The 14,250-nt window shown below is 73.6% G+C and carries 14 protein-coding genes; 6 read left to right on the top strand and 8 right to left on the bottom strand.

The window, feature by feature from the left end:
• From BLW14_RS02130 to BLW14_RS02120, 3 genes are read left to right on the top strand one after another with little or no spacing between them, the layout of a single operon-like run.
• Complete coding sequence (locus tag BLW14_RS02130; protein ID WP_093703726.1) at positions 1-1,008, top strand: glycosyltransferase family 9 protein; 1,008 nt, start codon at positions 1-3, stop codon at positions 1,006-1,008.
• A complete protein-coding gene (locus tag BLW14_RS02125; RefSeq protein WP_093703724.1) occupies positions 1,001-1,912 on the top strand; it encodes a glycosyltransferase family 2 protein in 912 nt (303 codons plus the stop codon). Before BLW14_RS02130 ends, BLW14_RS02125 begins: the two co-directional genes overlap by 8 nt.
• The gene (locus tag BLW14_RS02120; RefSeq protein WP_093703722.1) at positions 1,909-2,826 is read left to right on the top strand and encodes a glycosyltransferase family 2 protein; all 918 of its coding nucleotides are present in this window, start codon (positions 1,909-1,911) and stop codon (positions 2,824-2,826) included. The genes BLW14_RS02125 and BLW14_RS02120 overlap by 4 nt, the downstream gene beginning before the upstream one ends.
• Here the strand turns inward: BLW14_RS02120 and BLW14_RS02115 are convergent.
• From BLW14_RS02115 to BLW14_RS02085, 7 genes are all read right to left on the bottom strand, one after another.
• Entirely contained in the window at positions 2,814-3,620 is an 807-nt protein-coding gene (locus tag BLW14_RS02115; RefSeq protein WP_093710624.1) for a SigB/SigF/SigG family RNA polymerase sigma factor, read from the bottom strand. The two genes, BLW14_RS02120 and BLW14_RS02115, sit on opposite strands and share 13 nt — an antisense overlap.
• Before the next feature lie 176 nt (positions 3,621-3,796).
• Positions 3,797-5,083, bottom strand: a complete 1,287-nt coding sequence (locus BLW14_RS02110; protein ID WP_371128041.1) for an MFS transporter — start codon at positions 5,081-5,083, stop codon at positions 3,797-3,799.
• A 338-nt stretch (positions 5,084-5,421) separates the two neighbouring features.
• Positions 5,422-6,186, bottom strand: coding sequence for a VOC family protein (locus BLW14_RS02105; RefSeq protein WP_093703718.1), 765 nt, complete (start codon positions 6,184-6,186; stop codon positions 5,422-5,424).
• A 150-nt stretch (positions 6,187-6,336) separates the two neighbouring features.
• Positions 6,337-7,485, bottom strand: a complete 1,149-nt coding sequence (locus BLW14_RS02100) for an FUSC family protein (RefSeq protein ID WP_256332643.1) — start codon at positions 7,483-7,485, stop codon at positions 6,337-6,339.
• Positions 7,486-7,581: 96 nt separating this feature from the next.
• Positions 7,582-8,049, bottom strand: coding sequence for a DUF5709 domain-containing protein (locus BLW14_RS02095; RefSeq protein WP_093703716.1), 468 nt, complete (start codon positions 8,047-8,049; stop codon positions 7,582-7,584).
• A gap of 120 nt (positions 8,050-8,169) precedes the next feature.
• Complete coding sequence (locus tag BLW14_RS02090; RefSeq protein ID WP_093703714.1) at positions 8,170-8,367, bottom strand: hypothetical protein; 198 nt, start codon at positions 8,365-8,367, stop codon at positions 8,170-8,172.
• Positions 8,368-8,488: 121 nt separating this feature from the next.
• Positions 8,489-10,765: a catalase gene (locus BLW14_RS02085; protein WP_093703712.1), complete on the bottom strand. Its 2,277-nt coding sequence runs from the start codon at positions 10,763-10,765 to the stop codon at positions 8,489-8,491.
• A gap of 284 nt (positions 10,766-11,049) precedes the next feature.
• Here BLW14_RS02085 and BLW14_RS02080 point away from each other — a divergent pair, with 284 nt between their 5' ends.
• Both BLW14_RS02080 and BLW14_RS02075 read left to right on the top strand, forming a co-directional pair.
• Complete coding sequence (locus tag BLW14_RS02080; RefSeq protein ID WP_093703710.1) at positions 11,050-11,412, top strand: YrdB family protein; 363 nt, start codon at positions 11,050-11,052, stop codon at positions 11,410-11,412.
• 145 nt (positions 11,413-11,557) lie between these two features.
• Positions 11,558-12,391, top strand: coding sequence for a class II glutamine amidotransferase (locus BLW14_RS02075; RefSeq protein WP_093703708.1), 834 nt, complete (start codon positions 11,558-11,560; stop codon positions 12,389-12,391).
• A gap of 45 nt (positions 12,392-12,436) precedes the next feature.
• Here BLW14_RS02075 and BLW14_RS02070 read toward each other — a convergent pair whose 3' ends face one another.
• Positions 12,437-12,994, bottom strand: coding sequence for a DJ-1/PfpI/YhbO family deglycase/protease (locus tag BLW14_RS02070; protein WP_093703706.1), 558 nt, complete (start codon positions 12,992-12,994; stop codon positions 12,437-12,439).
• 277 nt (positions 12,995-13,271) lie between these two features.
• On the opposite strand from BLW14_RS02070, the gene BLW14_RS02065 reads away from it, so the two are divergent.
• A complete protein-coding gene (locus BLW14_RS02065; protein ID WP_093703704.1) occupies positions 13,272-14,243 on the top strand; it encodes an iron-containing redox enzyme family protein in 972 nt (323 codons plus the stop codon).
• The last annotated feature ends 7 nt before the right edge of the window (positions 14,244-14,250 follow it).

Raw genomic sequence — 14,250 nt, 5'->3', positions numbered from 1 at the left:
GTGGCCGAGACCCGCCCGGCCCCCTCGGGCGACCGCCCGGCCGTCCTCGTCCTGCGCGCGCTCGGGCTCGGCGACCTCCTGGCGGCGGTGCCGGCGCTGAGAGGCGTACGACGCGCCTTCCCGGAGTACGAGACGGTGCTCGCCGCACCGGGCAGCCTCGCGGCGGCGGTCCGGGCGACCGGAACCGTCGACGTCCACTTCGCCACGCCCGAGAACGGCCGGCAGGTGCCCTCGCTGGGCCGCTGGCCGGGCCCGCCGCCCGCCGTCGCCATCGACCTGCACGGCAACGGCCCGCTGAGCCACGATGCCCTCGCCGCGCTCCGCCCCGGCCGGACGCTCTCCTTCGCCCGCCCCGCACCGGACCACCCCGACCCGCCCCGCTGGCGGCGCGACGAGCACGAGCGGCTGCGCTGGTGCCGGTTCCTGACCGCGTACGGCGTCCCCGCCGACCCCGCCGAGGTCCGCATCCCGCCACCCGCCACGGCCTCCCCGGCCCCGGGCGCCGTCGTCGTCCACCCCGGCGCCGACGCCCCGGCCCGCCGCTGGCCCGCCGAGCGGTACGCCACCGTCGCCTCGGCGCTCCGGGACGCCGGACACCGCGTCGTCGTCAGCGGCGGCCCCGGCGAGGAGGAGCTCTGCGCCGGGATCGCCGACCGCGCCGGACTCGGCGACGCCGGCCTGTTCGCCGGCACCCTCTCCTTCGACGACCTCTCCGCACTCGTCGCCGGGGCCGCGCTCCTCATCAGCGGCGACACCGGACCCGCCCACCTCGCCTTCGCACACGGCACCCGGTCGGTGACCCTCTTCGGCCCGGTCGCGCCCTCGCTCTGGGGCCCGCCCCCGGATCACCGGCACACCGCCCTGTGGCACCCCGGCCCGCCCGGCGACCCGCACGCGGCCACCCCGGACCCGCGGCTCCTGCGCATCAGCCCCGACGAGGTGACGGGCAGTGCCCTGGCCGCCCTGCACCGCGGCGAGGCGGCGAAGGAGGCGGACCGGCATGGCTGAGCGCGCCCGCCGACCGTCCGCGCGGGACGGCCGCACCACCGTCGCGATCATCACGCGCAACCGTCGCGAGAGCCTCGTCAGAACCCTGGACCGGCTCGCGGCCCTCCCGGAGAAACCGCCCGTCCTCGTCGTGGACAACGGGTCGACGGACGGCACCGGTGAGGCGGTACGACGCCATCCCGTCGGCGCACGGCTGCTCTCACCCGGCCGCAACACCGGGGCCCTGGGCCGCAACCTCGCGGCGCGCCGGGCCACCACGCCCTATGTGGCCTTCAGCGACGACGACTCCTGGTGGGAGCCCGGCGCCCTCAAGACGGCGGAAGCCCTCTTCGACTCCTACCCGAAGCTCGGCCTGCTGGCCTCCCGGACGCTGGTGCACCCCACGGGCGAGCCGGACCCGCTCAACCGGGTGCTCGCCGCCTCGCCGCTGCCCGCCCGCACGGATCTGCCAGGCACGCCCGTGCTCGGGTTCCTCGGCTGCGCGGCCGTGGTCCGCCGCTCCGCCTTCCTCGACGCGGGCGGCTACCACGGCCTCCTCTTCTTCGGCGCCGAGGAGACCCTGCTCGCCTACGACCTCACGGCCGCGGGCTGGGGCGTCGTCTACGAACCGTCCCTGGTCGCCTACCACGGCCCCGACCCGGGCGAGCGGCCCGGCCGCACCGTCGCAGTCCTCCGCAACTCCCTCCTCACGGCCTGGCTGCGGCGGCCGGTCCCGGTCGCCCTGCGTGAGACCGCCCACCTGACCGTCGGCTGGCTGCGCGGCAGGCAGGGTGCCGGACGCGCCCTGGGCGAGGCCCTGGTCCGGCTGCCCGCCGCCCTGCACCGGCGCCGGAGGCTTCCGCCGTGGGTGGAAAGCCGGATCAGGCTCCTGGAGAGTGTCCCGCCGAACGGAGACGACCGATGAGCCCCGGCGCTCCGCCCGCCCCGGACCCGCGCGTCACGGTGGTGATCATCACCCGCGACCGCCGCCCGGAGCTGCTGCGCACCCTGCGCCTGCTGAGCCGGCTCCCCGAGCGGCCGGCCGTCGTCGTCACGGACAACGCCTCGCAGGACGGCACGGCCGAGGCCGTCGCGCGCGACTTCCCGGACGTACGGCTGCTCACCCCGGGCCGCAACCTGGGCGCCGTCGGCCGGAACCTCGCCGTCCGCCACGTCCGTACCCCGTACGTGGCCTTCTGCGACGACGACACATGGTGGGACCCGGGCGCCCTGCGCATCGCCGGCGACCGGCTCGACGCCCACGAGCGTCTGGCCGCTGTCACCGCGCGGATCGTCGTCGAGCCCGCGGGGGAGGACGACCCCGTGGTGGCGGAGCTCCGCGACTCCCCGCTCACCGGCCCGCCCTGGCTGCCCGGACCCGCGATCGGCTCGTTCCTGGCGGCGGCGACCGTGATGCGCACCGACGCGTTCCGCGAGGCGGGCGGCTTCCACCCCGGGCTCTGGCTCGGCGGTGAGGAGGAGCTGATGGCGACCGATCTGATGCGCGCCGGATGGTGGCTGGCGTACGTCCCCGAGATGGTCATCCACCACGCGGCGTCAACCGTCCGCGACAGCACCGCCCGGCGTGTGCTCGGCCTGCGCAACACCCTCTGGTTCACCTGGCTGCGACGCCCCGCGCGCTCGGCGCTCCGGCGCACCCTCCACCTGCTGGCCACGGTCCCCAGGGACCGGGCGTCGCTGCGGGCCTTCGCCCACGCCGGGCGAGGGCTGCCCTGGGTGCTGCGTCAGCGCCGGCCCGTACCGCCGGACATCGAGAGGCGGCTGGCTGCCCTGGAGCGGGCGCAGCGGCAGGGGACCGCGCGGCGCTACGTCGGCTGAGCGGTCTCCTGGAGCGCCTGCCTGCGTACCTCCTCGCAGCACTGGGCGATCAGCCGGGAGACGTGCATCTGCGAGATGCCGAGCGCTTCGGCGATCCGTTCCTGCGTCATGTCGCGGAAGAACCGCAGGTAGAGGATGGTGCGCTCACGTTCCGGCAGGCTGCGCAGCCCCGGCTTGACGGCCTCGCGGTCCACGGCGACGTCCAGCGCGTGGTCGCACAGCCCCAGCGTGTCGGCGAGGCAGGACCCGTCTCCGGCCGCCCGCGGCATCTCGGCATCCAGCGACAGCGTGCGGTAGCTGTCCAGGGCTTCCAGACCGTCCCGGACGTCCTCGGTACAGAGCCCGGTCCTGGCCGAGATCTCCGCTTCGGTGGGCAGCCGTCCGCTCAGCGTCTGGGAGAGGTCGCGGCGGGCGATTCGCACCTGGTTGCGCAGGTCCTGCACCCGGCGCGGCACATGTACGTCCCAGGTGTGGTCGCGGAAGTGCCGCTTGAGCTCACCGACCACGGTGGGTATCGCGTACGTCTCGAAGGCCTTGCCGCGCGCCGGGTCGTAGCGGTCCACCGCCTTGACGAGCCCGATGGCCGCCACCTGGCGCAGATCGTCCAGCGGCTCCCCGCGGTCACGGAAGCGCGAGGCCAGCCGGTGGGCCATGGGGAGCCAGGCGCAGACGGTCGCGCGGCGCAGTTCGTCCTTCTCCGGGCCGTCGGGAAGGGCCCGGAGCCGGTGGAAGGCGTCCGCCCGCGAAGGCGCGTCCGGGCGTCGTGGGGGCAGTGCTTGTCGGGCACCGGTCATCGTGTTCACTCCCTCGTCGTCGCATGTCCGGACGACCGCGGGAGCACCTGCGGACAGGCGGCACCCGGAGCAGAGCTCCCACGGGCGCGCCTCTTGTCCGAAGCACGCCTGGCCCTTTCCCGCACGAACCAGCCTCAAACATGCACGCGCCGCGCACCGGGCCCGCGGGCCTCTGCTCAGGCGACCGGTGTCAGAGCGGGCAGGGGCACCGCGGCCGGGACCGGCTCCTGGGGAAGGGCCTCGGGCGCCCCCGAAGCCTTTTGGCCCGTCGCGCGTCCCCGGAGTCCGCCGGCCGCGATGGCCCCGGCGATCAGCAGCCCGCCGACGACCAGGGCACCCCGAGCCCCCGCGAACTCGACCAGCAGCCCGAGCAGGGGCGGGCCCGCCAGCTGCCATCCGGTGCTCGCGCTGCGCCAGACGCCGAGCACGCGGCCCCGCATGTCGGGTTCGGGCTCGGTCTGCAGGACGGTCGCCCCGGCCGTGTCCGACACGGACTCCACCACGGCCATGGGGATGACCAGGGCGATGAGCACCATGAGCCCCGGGGCGAGCCCCGCCGCGACCTGGAGGAGCCCGCCGACGGCGGCGAGGACGCCCACCAGCCGTACGGTCGGGTTGCGCAGCCGCCCGGCGACGACGGCGCCCAGGATGCCGCCGACGGCCAGCACGGTGGAGACCGTGCCGAAGTCGCTCTCGTCGGCGCTGAGCGGGCCGATGACCAGCACGGCGAGCGTCAGCTGGTAGTTCCGCCCGAAGATCGAGCTCACGGCGGTGATCCCGGCCAGGGCGACCAGGCCCGGCTTCCCGAGGAAGTACGCGATGCCGGAGCGTGCGTCGCCGCCCCCGGCCGCCCGCTTCCCGGCCCGGGGCGCGGTCGGCCGCTTCGCGAGCGACGGCCGCGCGGCCGTCGCCGGCTCCGAGGCCGGCCGCAGGAAGGGGATAACGGCGGTCACGCACAGGAAGGAGATCCCGTTGACCACGTAGGCGGACCCGGTGCCGAGCGTCCCGACGGCCACGGCGGCCAGCGCGGTCCCGGCCAGCCGCCCGGCGCTGTGCACCATCGAGCCGAGGGCGATGGCCGAGGGCACATCCGTCCGGGGCACGAGGTCGTTGCCGAGGAGCGAGGTCGCGGGCCCGTCGATGGTGTTCACGATGCCGGTGACCGCCGCGAGGACGAGCAGCACGGGCATGTTCAGCATCCCGGCCCCGATCAGGGCGGCCGTCGAGAAGGCGATCACGGCGAGCACCGCCTGGCTCACCGCGGCGGTGACCTTGAGTGGCCAGCGGTCCACCACGGCCCCGCCGAAGACGCCGAGCAGCAGCCCGGGCCCAGCCTGCACGGCCAGCGAGAGCCCCGTCGCCGCGGCCGAACCTGTGATCTGGAGCACCAGCAGGTTCTGCACCGTGAGCTGCATCCACGCGCCGGTGTTGGACACCAGGTTGGCGGCGGACCACCAGCGCATGCTGGGAACGGAGAGGCAGCGCCAGGGGCTGCTGTCGCGACGGCGCGAGGGCCGCGCGGAGTCGGTCACGGGGGCGGCAGGAGGCACGGGAAGGCACATTTCCAACGACGGCAGGGATGGGCAGCTCGCGTCGGATTACGGAACGGGTGTCTCGGTAATGCCTCGGCCGCGAAAGGCGACGGACTGCTGCCCGTCGGTGCGTCTCATCTTCACAAACATCCCGCCGAGGCGCCCTCCGGAGCCCCGGCAGGACCCCTGCCTGACTGCGCAAGGGCCGCCAAAGCCCTCTCGTGGCATGTGAGTTGAGAGGCTGGTGTGCTTGCTCACACGAAGCCCGGTCAGCGGTCGGAGACGGTGAACAGCGCCCCCTCCGGATCGCAGATCACGTACGCGGTCTCCGGCAGCCCGTCCACGGGCGTCGCCTCACCGCCACAGGCCGCAGCGGCCTCCGCCGTCCGCCGGCTGTCCGACACCAGGAAGTCCGTGATCCAGCGGGCGCGGATCCGGGGATCCGGATGGTTCTCCACCCCTCCGCCGCGCATCGTCACCACGGTGTGCCCGCCCGCCCGCACCAGGACCCGGTCCTCCGTGTAGTCGACCGTGCACCGGCTCGGCGTCCTGGTCCACCCGAAGACCTCCGCGTAGAAGATGGCCGCCTCGAACGCGTGGCGCGACTGGAGGTCGACGCGCGCCGGGGCGCGCGGGCCGTCCGACCAGACGGGCGCCGGGCCCTCCCAGAAGCCGAACACCGCGCCCTCCCGGTCGGCAGCGATCGCCGCACGGCCCTCGCCGAGCGGCAGCGGGCCCACGGCGAGCGTCGCGCCGCGCTCCCTGATGCGGTCGGCTGTGGCGTCCGCGCCCGGCACCGCGAAGTACGGGATCCAGGCCGGGGGAGGGCGGTCGATGCCCCGGCACCAGCCGATGCCGGCGACCGCCCTGCCGTGGTTGCGCGCGAGCACGAAGTCGTCACCGAGGGTGCTGTCCTGGAACTCCCAGCTCATGACCTGTTCGTAGAAGGGTTGCGCCACCCGCAGATCCCGGGCCGTCAGGCTCACCCAGCAGGGCGCGCCCGCCACGGGCGTCTTCCAGTCGAGGCTAGGCATGCGGCGCTCCTTCGCCGGGGTCCCTCTTGAACGATGCGCCCCCGCCGGGGGCGGCGCACCCGCCGGTGCCGGTGGGGGCGCCCGATTCCGCACCGGTGGAGCCATTCGGCTCGACGGGCAACGGAGGCGGCTGCCGCGACAGGCGCGGCTTCAGCGCTCGATCCCGTCCGTCGCCATGCCCTCTGGGGGTCGGCTGTCGACCCGTACGGGCCAGAACTCGCCGGGTGTCAGGTCGTCGAGCAGCGCCTGGCAGCCGGCCACCAGGCTGCCGAGCGAGGCGCCGGCGTCGGGGCCGGGCCCGTGCAGATGGCGCTTGGCGTCGGCCAGGGCGCGCCGGGCCTCGGCCAGGTGGCCGGCGCGCTCCTCCAGGCAGGTGTCGTCCGGACCCTGCTCCATGATCGTTTCGTCGGCGGCGCACACCTCCGACGCGGCGGCCAGCACGGCGCTCAGCTCCTTCAGGAACGCCCCCGACGGGCGGGGCAGCGCGCGCCGCTCGGACGCGGTCTCCCAGAGCGTCAGCGTGATGGTGAGCAACTGGTTCCCCACCTGCGCCCAGACCACGTCCCACCGCTCGGAGGGGGAGGGGGTGCTGCGGCGCATCCGGTGCCCGGGGTTGTACCGGAAGCTCTCCGTCGCCCACCCCCGGGCCGCGCGGAGCTCCGACATTGCGCCCGGCAGTTCACCGGCGGCCCGGTGCCAGCCTTCCGCCCGCTCCTCGTCGTACTCCTCGACGATGCCCTCGCTCAGGTCATGCAGCAGCCGGGAGCAGTCGCGGGGGAGCGTGAGCGCGAGGTTCCTGACGTGCAGGGAGTGCACCGGGGGGAGGACGATCGCGTTCACCGCGATCCCGACGGCCGCCCCCACCACCGTCTCCAGCAGCCGGTGTCCGACGGCGGGCAGCGAGTAGGTTCCGTACGCCAACACGAACAGGGCGGTGGTGGGCGCGTACAGGCCCTGCTCGCCGACCGGCAGCCAGTTGCCGAGGAGCACGGTGAGCGGCAGGGCGATGAGCATGGCGGTCATGGTGTTTCCCGTGACGGCCGCCGCGCCCGCGGCGAACAGGGTGCCGGAGGCCATCATCGCGAGCAGTTCGACCGCCGAGCGCAGGGACCGGTAGACGGTTCCCTGTACGAGGGCCACGGCCGCCCACGGGGCCATCAGCGCCATCGGCGCCGCCAGCCACCACCCCGTCACGGCCCACGCGAGAGCTGCCGCGGCGGCCGCTTTCAGGGACTGGACCAGCTGGTATCGGTCGGGGAGGCGTATGCCGGAGGCCACCTCCCCGAGCCGCTCCCTCACGGTCGCCGTCTTCCTTGTCCGATGCACGGACACCCCTCCCTGTACGCCGACGGCCGGGCCCGGGTCCGCCTGCCGCGTCCGGGCCCGGCCGGCCGTTCAGCCCTCCCGGCCCTGGTCCTCTTCGTCGTCCGTGGTGTGTACGGCGGCCTCCTCGGCCGAGGCCGCGCCGCCGTCGATGCCCACGTCGTCGGCGTAGACGTCGGTGCTCCGCCCGGGCACCTCGTCCGCCGCGCTCAGCCGGCCGGAGCGGGTCTCGTCGTCCGGCTCCAGCGGCTCGCCTTCGCCGCCGTCCAGGTCCCCGATCCCGTCGCCGTCCGGCGGTTCGACGTCGTCGACCTCCTGCGCCAGGCGCTGGTCGAGCGACTCGCCCCGGCGCTCCTCCTCGCCCGTCGTGCCGTACTTGTCGACGCCGAGCGGACGTTCGGGCGGGGAATAGCCCTCCTCCATCTGGTCGTCGAGGTCACGCTCGCCGAGCGTGTTCTCCAGATCGAGGTCGTCGTTGGGCGGGTCCTGGCCGTCGTCCTGCGGCTGGTAGACGTCGTCGCCACGTGCCTCTGTCGGCATGATTCGTCCTTCCGTCTGAGGCGTCATGAATGCCGGGGCGGCGCCGAGTACACCCGGCGGCCGCCCTTCGCACCCTGCGAGTGCCCTGCGGGGCACGGTGGAAACGCCCCGTTTGTCACCCTAGGTGTGCGGCCGGTCCACGTCTTCCTGGGCCTCTTCGTTCGGGGTCAGCGCATCGCCCGCCTCGCGGTCCTCGTGATGCCGCTTCGCCGGACCTGCGGTGTCCGCCACGTCGGTCGCGGCCTCCTCCGCCTCCTCGATCACCTCGTCTGCGGCGGTGCGGGGCGGCTTCCCGTGCTCACGGTCCTGGTGGTTCATGCGTCTCCTCGTGTCGGGGTGAAGGGGCTGGCGTCGGTGCGTACGCTGCCCGCCGGCCCCCTGGTCTCCTCCCGCGCGTGCTCTGGACCGGGCCGGCTACGCGCGCCGGCCCGGCGCGATGTCAGAGAGCCGGGGTGAAGCGGTCCCAGGCGCGGTGACCTGCGAGAAGCTCGGTGATGCCGTCCAGCACCGTGGACGCGGCCCCGCCGGCCACCACCCCCGGCGCGTCGGCGGCCAGACCGGCCTTCTCCAGCACCGTCGCCCCGTCACCGCAGGCGCCGATCGCCTTGCCGTGCCGGAACGCCTCGGTCACCAGCAGCAGGACGCGCGGGTCGACACCGGTGGCCGTGGCCGCGTCGTCGGTCTTCGCGTCGCGGGCGCCGTACGCGTCCGGGGCCGGCACGGGCGCGCCCGCGACCACGATCGCGTCGAACTCGATCGACCGGGCCGTGGTGAACGTGCGCTGCACGGTGACCGGGTTGCTCTCGGGGCCCAGCTTGCCGCCCGAGGGCGCGATGACCAGTGGGACCATCCCGGCGTCGAGGACCGAGCCGCGCGCCTCCCGTACGGCGTCCAGGCCGCTCTCCCCGTCCGTGACGATGCCTACGATCCGCCCGTCGACCGGCCAGGTGTGCCCCAGCTGGGACAGCGCGGGGCTCGGCTCCGGCGAGGCCAGGGGGACGGTCGCCTCCGGCGCCGGCAGGCCGAGGCCCTGGGCGACGTGGGCGCACAGCTGCGGGTCGATGTTGGCGAGCACCTTCAGCCCGCGCTCCTTGACCGCTTGGTCCCAGCACTTGCCGAGCTCGAAGGTGTACGCGGCGGTGATGTGCTCGCGCTCCGTGGGCGTCATGCTCAGCCAGAACAGCCGGGCCTGGCTGAAGTGGTCGTCGAACGAGGCCGCCGCGTCCCGCACCTTGCGGGCCGCCGGGACCTCGACCGGCACCTCGATGTACGCACCGGTGTCCGCACCGGCGACGAACGGGCAGCCGCCGTCCAGCGAGTTGGGCCGGTACGGAGCCACGCCCCGGTGCACCGCCGTCTGGTGCATCCCGTCACGCAGCATGTCGTTGACAGGCGCGTGGGTGCGGTTGATGGGCAGCTGGGCGAAGTTGGGCCCGCCGAGCCGGGTGATCTGGGTGTCGACGTACGAGAACAGGCGCCCCTGCATCAGCGCGTCGTTGGTGACGTCGATGCCGGGTACCAGATGGCCGACGTGGAAGGCGACCTGCTCCGTCTCGGCGAAGTAGTTCGACGGGTTGGCGTTGAGCGTCATCAGCCCGATCGGGCGGACCGGCGCCAGCTCCTCCGGCACGATCTTCGTCGGGTCCAGCAGGTCGATGCCCTCGAACATCTGGTCCTCGGTGTCCGGGAACGTCTGCACGCCCAGCTCCCACTGGGGGAAGGCGCCCGCCTCGATCGCGTCCGCCAGGTCGCGGCGGTGGAAGTCAGGGTCCATCCCCGAGGTGATCTGGGCCTCCTCCCACACCTGCGAGTGCACGCCCAGCTTCGGCTTCCAGTGGAACTTCACCAGCGTGGTCTCACCCTCGGCGTTGACCAGCCGGAACGTGTGGACGCCGAAGCCCTCCATCATCCGGTACGAACGCGGGATGCCCCGGTCCGACATGTTCCACAGGGTGTGGTGCGTCGCCTCGGTGTGCAGGGTGACGAAGTCCCAGAACGTGTCGTGGGCGCTCTGCGCCTGCGGGATCTCCCTGTCGGGGTGCGGCTTGCCCGCGTGGACGATGTCGGGGAACTTGATCGCGTCCTGGATGAAGAACACCGGGATGTTGTTCCCGACCAGATCGAAGACACCCTCGTCGGTGTAGAACTTCGTCGCGAAGCCCCGGGTGTCGCGCACCGTGTCGGCGGAACCGCGCGAGCCGAGCACGGTGGAGAAGCGCACGAAGACCGGCGTCTCGGCGCCCTCGGCGAGGAACGCCGCCTTCGTGATGCCCGTCGCCGCGCCGTACGCCCGGAAGACACCGTGCGCGGCGGCACCCCGCGCGTGCACCACGCGCTCCGGGATACGCTCGTGGTCGAAGTGGGTGATCTTCTCGCGGAGGTGGTGGTCCTGGAGCAGCACCGGGCCCCGGGGACCGGCCTTCAGCGAGTGGTCGGTGTCGTACAGCCGCGCACCCTGCGCGGTGGTCAGGTAGGCGCCGCCCTGCGCCACCTTGTCCTGCCCGGCGCCGGTCGGCTGCCCGGTCGGGCTGACGGTCTCGGGGCCGCGCTGGTCGTGCTTGGGCGGCAGCGGACCGCGCGGCTTGGTGGGCTCGTCGACCTGGGCGGGCTCGGGGCCGGGGGCGCCGGGGATCTCGTTGCCCGTGCTGACGGCGTCCTGGACCTTTCCGGCGATCTTCTCCGCGGCGGCCGACACCGGGTTCTTCTTCTCGCTCACTGAATTCCAATCTCGCGGGGGGAAGGGCAGTGCCGTGCGCGAAGGATCGGCACACGCGGGACGGCATCGCCTGACCACGCGTACCCCACGCCCCCCGGGCGGACACGTGGGTTGAGCCATCCGCTTCGACCTCCCGTTCCTACGAGCGACACGCCGCCGTACGGCTGCTCTTCGGGCCCCTGCGCCGGGGCCCGCCGAAGCACACCCCAGTACGCTGGCGCCCACGTGAACGACGAGGGGGAGCGGTGTACGAGAGACCTGCTGACGATCCGGCGCTTCCGTCCGTGGCCGGGCGGCCCTGGTGGGCGGCGAACGAACTGCTCGCGTTCCTCCTCGAACTGGTGGCGCTCGCCTGCCTCTTCCGGTGGGCCTTCTCGCTGGCGGACAACCTGGCGCTCCGGTCCCTGCTCGGCTGCGCGGTCCTCGCCGCGGCCATCGCGCTGTGGGCGCTGTTCGCCGCACCGCGCGCCCGGTTCCGCCCGCCGCTCGCCGGCGTACTGGCGGTGAAGGCCCTGGTGCTCGGCGGCGGCGCGTTCGCCCTGTACGGGGTCGGGCACCCCACGGCCGCCGCGGTGATGGGCGCCGTCGTCGTGGTGAACACGGCCCTGGCCGAGACGTTCCGGCGCCGGCCCGCCCCGGCCGCCTGACGCCTCACCGTGGGCGCCGCCCCCGCGAAGTCGGTAGCGTGGACGTAACGACGACGACCGGACGCCCCAGGGGCCGAGGACCACACAAGCACCACCGGAACGTTCGCCCCGGCCCCTGCCAGCCGCCCGGGAAGGGACGCCGCTCATGTGCAGATGGCTGGCCTACTCCGGCACGAGTGTCGTGCTCAGCGATCTCCTCTACAAGCCGGAGCACTCGCTCATCGACCAGAGCCTGCACTCCCACATGGGGGTCGAGACGACCAACGGGGACGGCTTCGGGGTCGGCTGGTACGGGCAGGAGACCGACTCGCCCGCGATCATCCGCGACACCGGGCCCGCCTGGAACAACCGCAACCTCCGGGAGATCGCGAGCCACATCAGATCGCCGCTCTTCTTCGCCCATGTGCGGGCGTCCACCGGGACGGCCATCCAGCAGACCAACTGCCACCCGTTCCGGCACGGCCGCTGGATGTGGATGCACAACGGGGCCGTCGCGGACTTCCACCGGCTGCGGCGCGAACTCTCGCTGGCGCTCGATCCGGCGCTGTTCTCGGCCCTGGAGGGCTCGACGGACTCCGAGGTGATGTTCTACCTCGCGCTGACCTTCGGGCTCGACCAGGACGTGCCGGGCGCCGTGGCCCGGATGGCCGGTCTGATCGAACGCGTGGGGCGCGACGAGGGCGTGGAGTACCCGCTCCAGATGACCGTGGCGGTGTCCGACGGGGAGCGGCTGTGGTCGTTCCGCTATTCGAGCCTCGGCAAGTCCCGCTCGCTCTTCTACAGCAGCAAGGCCGAGACGGTCCGGGCGCTCCACCCGGATTCCGACTTCCTGCGGGGTGTGTCCGACAGCACCCGGCTGGTGGTGTCGGAACCGCTCGGCGGGCTGCCCGGCGTGTGGAAGGAGGTCCCGGAGAGCAGCTACGGGGTCGTGCAGCCGGGCACCGACGAGTTCCTGCCGTTCGCGCCCGAACCCGTGTGAGGGCCGCCCGGCCGGTCCGCCGGGCAGCCCTCGTGCTCCGCGGTCTCAGCCGGTGAGCGCGGCGTCGACCTCCTTGAGGAACGGGTCCAGGTCGCCCGGGTCGCGCGAGGTGATGAGCTTCCACCCGCCCGACTCGTCCGTGACGACCGGCTCGTCCACCCAGTCGCCGCCCGCGTTGCGGATGTCCGTCTGCAACGAGGCGTACGAGGTGAGCCGCTTGCCGGACACCTTGCCGGTCTCCACCAGCATCCACGGGCCGTGGCAGATGGCCGCGACGGGGCGCCCGGACGAGGTGAAGGAACGCACGATGTCGCAGGCCGGTCCCTGGAGCCGCAGCGTGTCGGCGTTCAGCGTGCCGCCCGGTACGAGCAGCAGGTCGTAACCGGCCGGATCGACGTCCTCCAGCGTGAGATCGGGGCGCACGGTCTTGCCGGGATCCTTGTCGCCGACGAGTGTCCGGATGTCGTCCTTCTTCAGCGCGGCGACATCGACCTGGACACCCCGGTCACGCAGATGGCCGAGCGGCACGACGAGTTCGTCCTGCTCCACGCCGTAGTTGGTGACGATCGCCAGCACCTTGCGCTTGCTGCCGTTGTCGCTCATCTTCAGTCGTCCTTCCGTCCTGCGGGGAACACGCCCGGTGTCGTTGCCCCCGGCGCGCAGCCTCTGGGTTCCCCCCACGGAGGCGGTCATTCCTCTCGCCCGCCTCCGGCAGCCTGCGGCCGTGCCGGGGCGCCCGCAACCGCACGCCCGCCGTCCGGCCGCCGGTGTAGCGGCGCGGACGGCGGGCCCCCATGGTGGGAGAGGCGGGGCGGGGTTGACCTGCCGGACGAGGGGTACCGGAGCGGAACCCCCAGGCAGACCCACGAGGAGTGACACCATGGCCGGTCAGACGGGTGGGCCCCCGCTTCCCCGGGCCCGCGGCGGGATCTCGGAGGCGCTCATCGGCCACCTGCGGGGCAGCGGCCCCCTGCCGGACCCCGCTGCGGCGGACGCGGCGGACCCCTACGGGGACGACCTCCAGCTCGCCCTGTACCTCTGCTACGAGCTCCACTACCGGGGCTTCGAAGGCGTGGACCCGGCCCTGGAGTGGGACCCGGGACTGCTGGCGCTCAGGGCCGGCCTGGAACGCCGCTTCGAGTCCGCCCTGCGCCGGGACGTACCCCCCGGGGCCGACCTCGACGACACCCTGGAAGACCTGCTCGTCGAGCCGGTCGACGGCACGGGCGTCTCGCATTTCCTCCAGGAGCACGCCACCCGGGACCGGCTGCGGGCCTATGCCGCACAGCGCTCCCTCTACCACCTGAAGGAGGCCGACCCGCACGCCTGGGTCCTGCCCCGGCTCAGCGGACGCGCCAAGGCCGGCATGGCCGCTATCGAGTACGACGAGTTCGGCGCGGGCCGCGCCGAACGCGTCCACGCCCGCCTCTTCGCCGACCTCATGGCGGACCTGGGCCTGGAGACGGCGTACGGCCACTACCTGGACGACGGCCACGCCGAGATGCTCGCCCTCGTCAACCTCATGTCCCTGTTCGGGCTCCACCGGCGGCTGCGGGGCTCCCTCGTCGGGCACTTCGCCGCCGTGGAGATCACCTCGTCGCCCGCGTCGGGCCGGCTCGCCCTCGCGATGAAACGCGCCGGGGCCGGGCCCGCCGCCGAGTTCTTCTACACCGAACACGTCGAGGCCGACGCGGTCCACGAACAGGTGGTGCGCTACGACGTCGTACGGGGGCTGCTGGACGACGAACCCGGCCTGGAGGCGGACGTCGTGTTCGGGATCGACGCGACCGGCTTCCTGGAGGACCGCCTCGGCGCCCGCTTCCTGACGGACTGGGGCGCCGCCACCGCTTAGGCGTGCC

The organism is Streptomyces sp. 2131.1, assembly GCF_900105515.1.
In the GTDB taxonomy this organism is placed as follows: domain Bacteria; phylum Actinomycetota; class Actinomycetes; order Streptomycetales; family Streptomycetaceae; genus Streptomyces; species Streptomyces drozdowiczii.
The sequence above is the reverse complement of the archived record's forward strand: the minus strand, read 5'-3'. Positions and strand labels throughout refer to the sequence as shown.

Coding starts and splice junctions, on each gene's coding strand:
- BLW14_RS02125 (WP_093703724.1), top strand. CDS start 1,001: ATGGCTGAGCGCGCCCGCCGACCGTCCGCGCGGGACGGCCGCACCACC.
- BLW14_RS02120 (WP_093703722.1), top strand. CDS start 1,909: ATGAGCCCCGGCGCTCCGCCCGCCCCGGACCCGCGCGTCACGGTGGTG.
- BLW14_RS02115 (WP_093710624.1), bottom strand. CDS start 3,620: ATGACCGGTGCCCGACAAGCACTGCCCCCACGACGCCCGGACGCGCCT.
- BLW14_RS02110 (WP_371128041.1), bottom strand. CDS start 5,083: ATGCGCTGGTGGTCCGCCGCCAACCTGGTGTCCAACACCGGCGCGTGG.
- BLW14_RS02105 (WP_093703718.1), bottom strand. CDS start 6,186: ATGCCTAGCCTCGACTGGAAGACGCCCGTGGCGGGCGCGCCCTGCTGG.
- BLW14_RS02095 (WP_093703716.1), bottom strand. CDS start 8,049: ATGCCGACAGAGGCACGTGGCGACGACGTCTACCAGCCGCAGGACGAC.
- BLW14_RS02090 (WP_093703714.1), bottom strand. CDS start 8,367: ATGAACCACCAGGACCGTGAGCACGGGAAGCCGCCCCGCACCGCCGCA.
- BLW14_RS02075 (WP_093703708.1), top strand. CDS start 11,558: ATGTGCAGATGGCTGGCCTACTCCGGCACGAGTGTCGTGCTCAGCGAT.
- BLW14_RS02070 (WP_093703706.1), bottom strand. CDS start 12,994: ATGAGCGACAACGGCAGCAAGCGCAAGGTGCTGGCGATCGTCACCAAC.
- BLW14_RS02065 (WP_093703704.1), top strand. CDS start 13,272: ATGGCCGGTCAGACGGGTGGGCCCCCGCTTCCCCGGGCCCGCGGCGGG.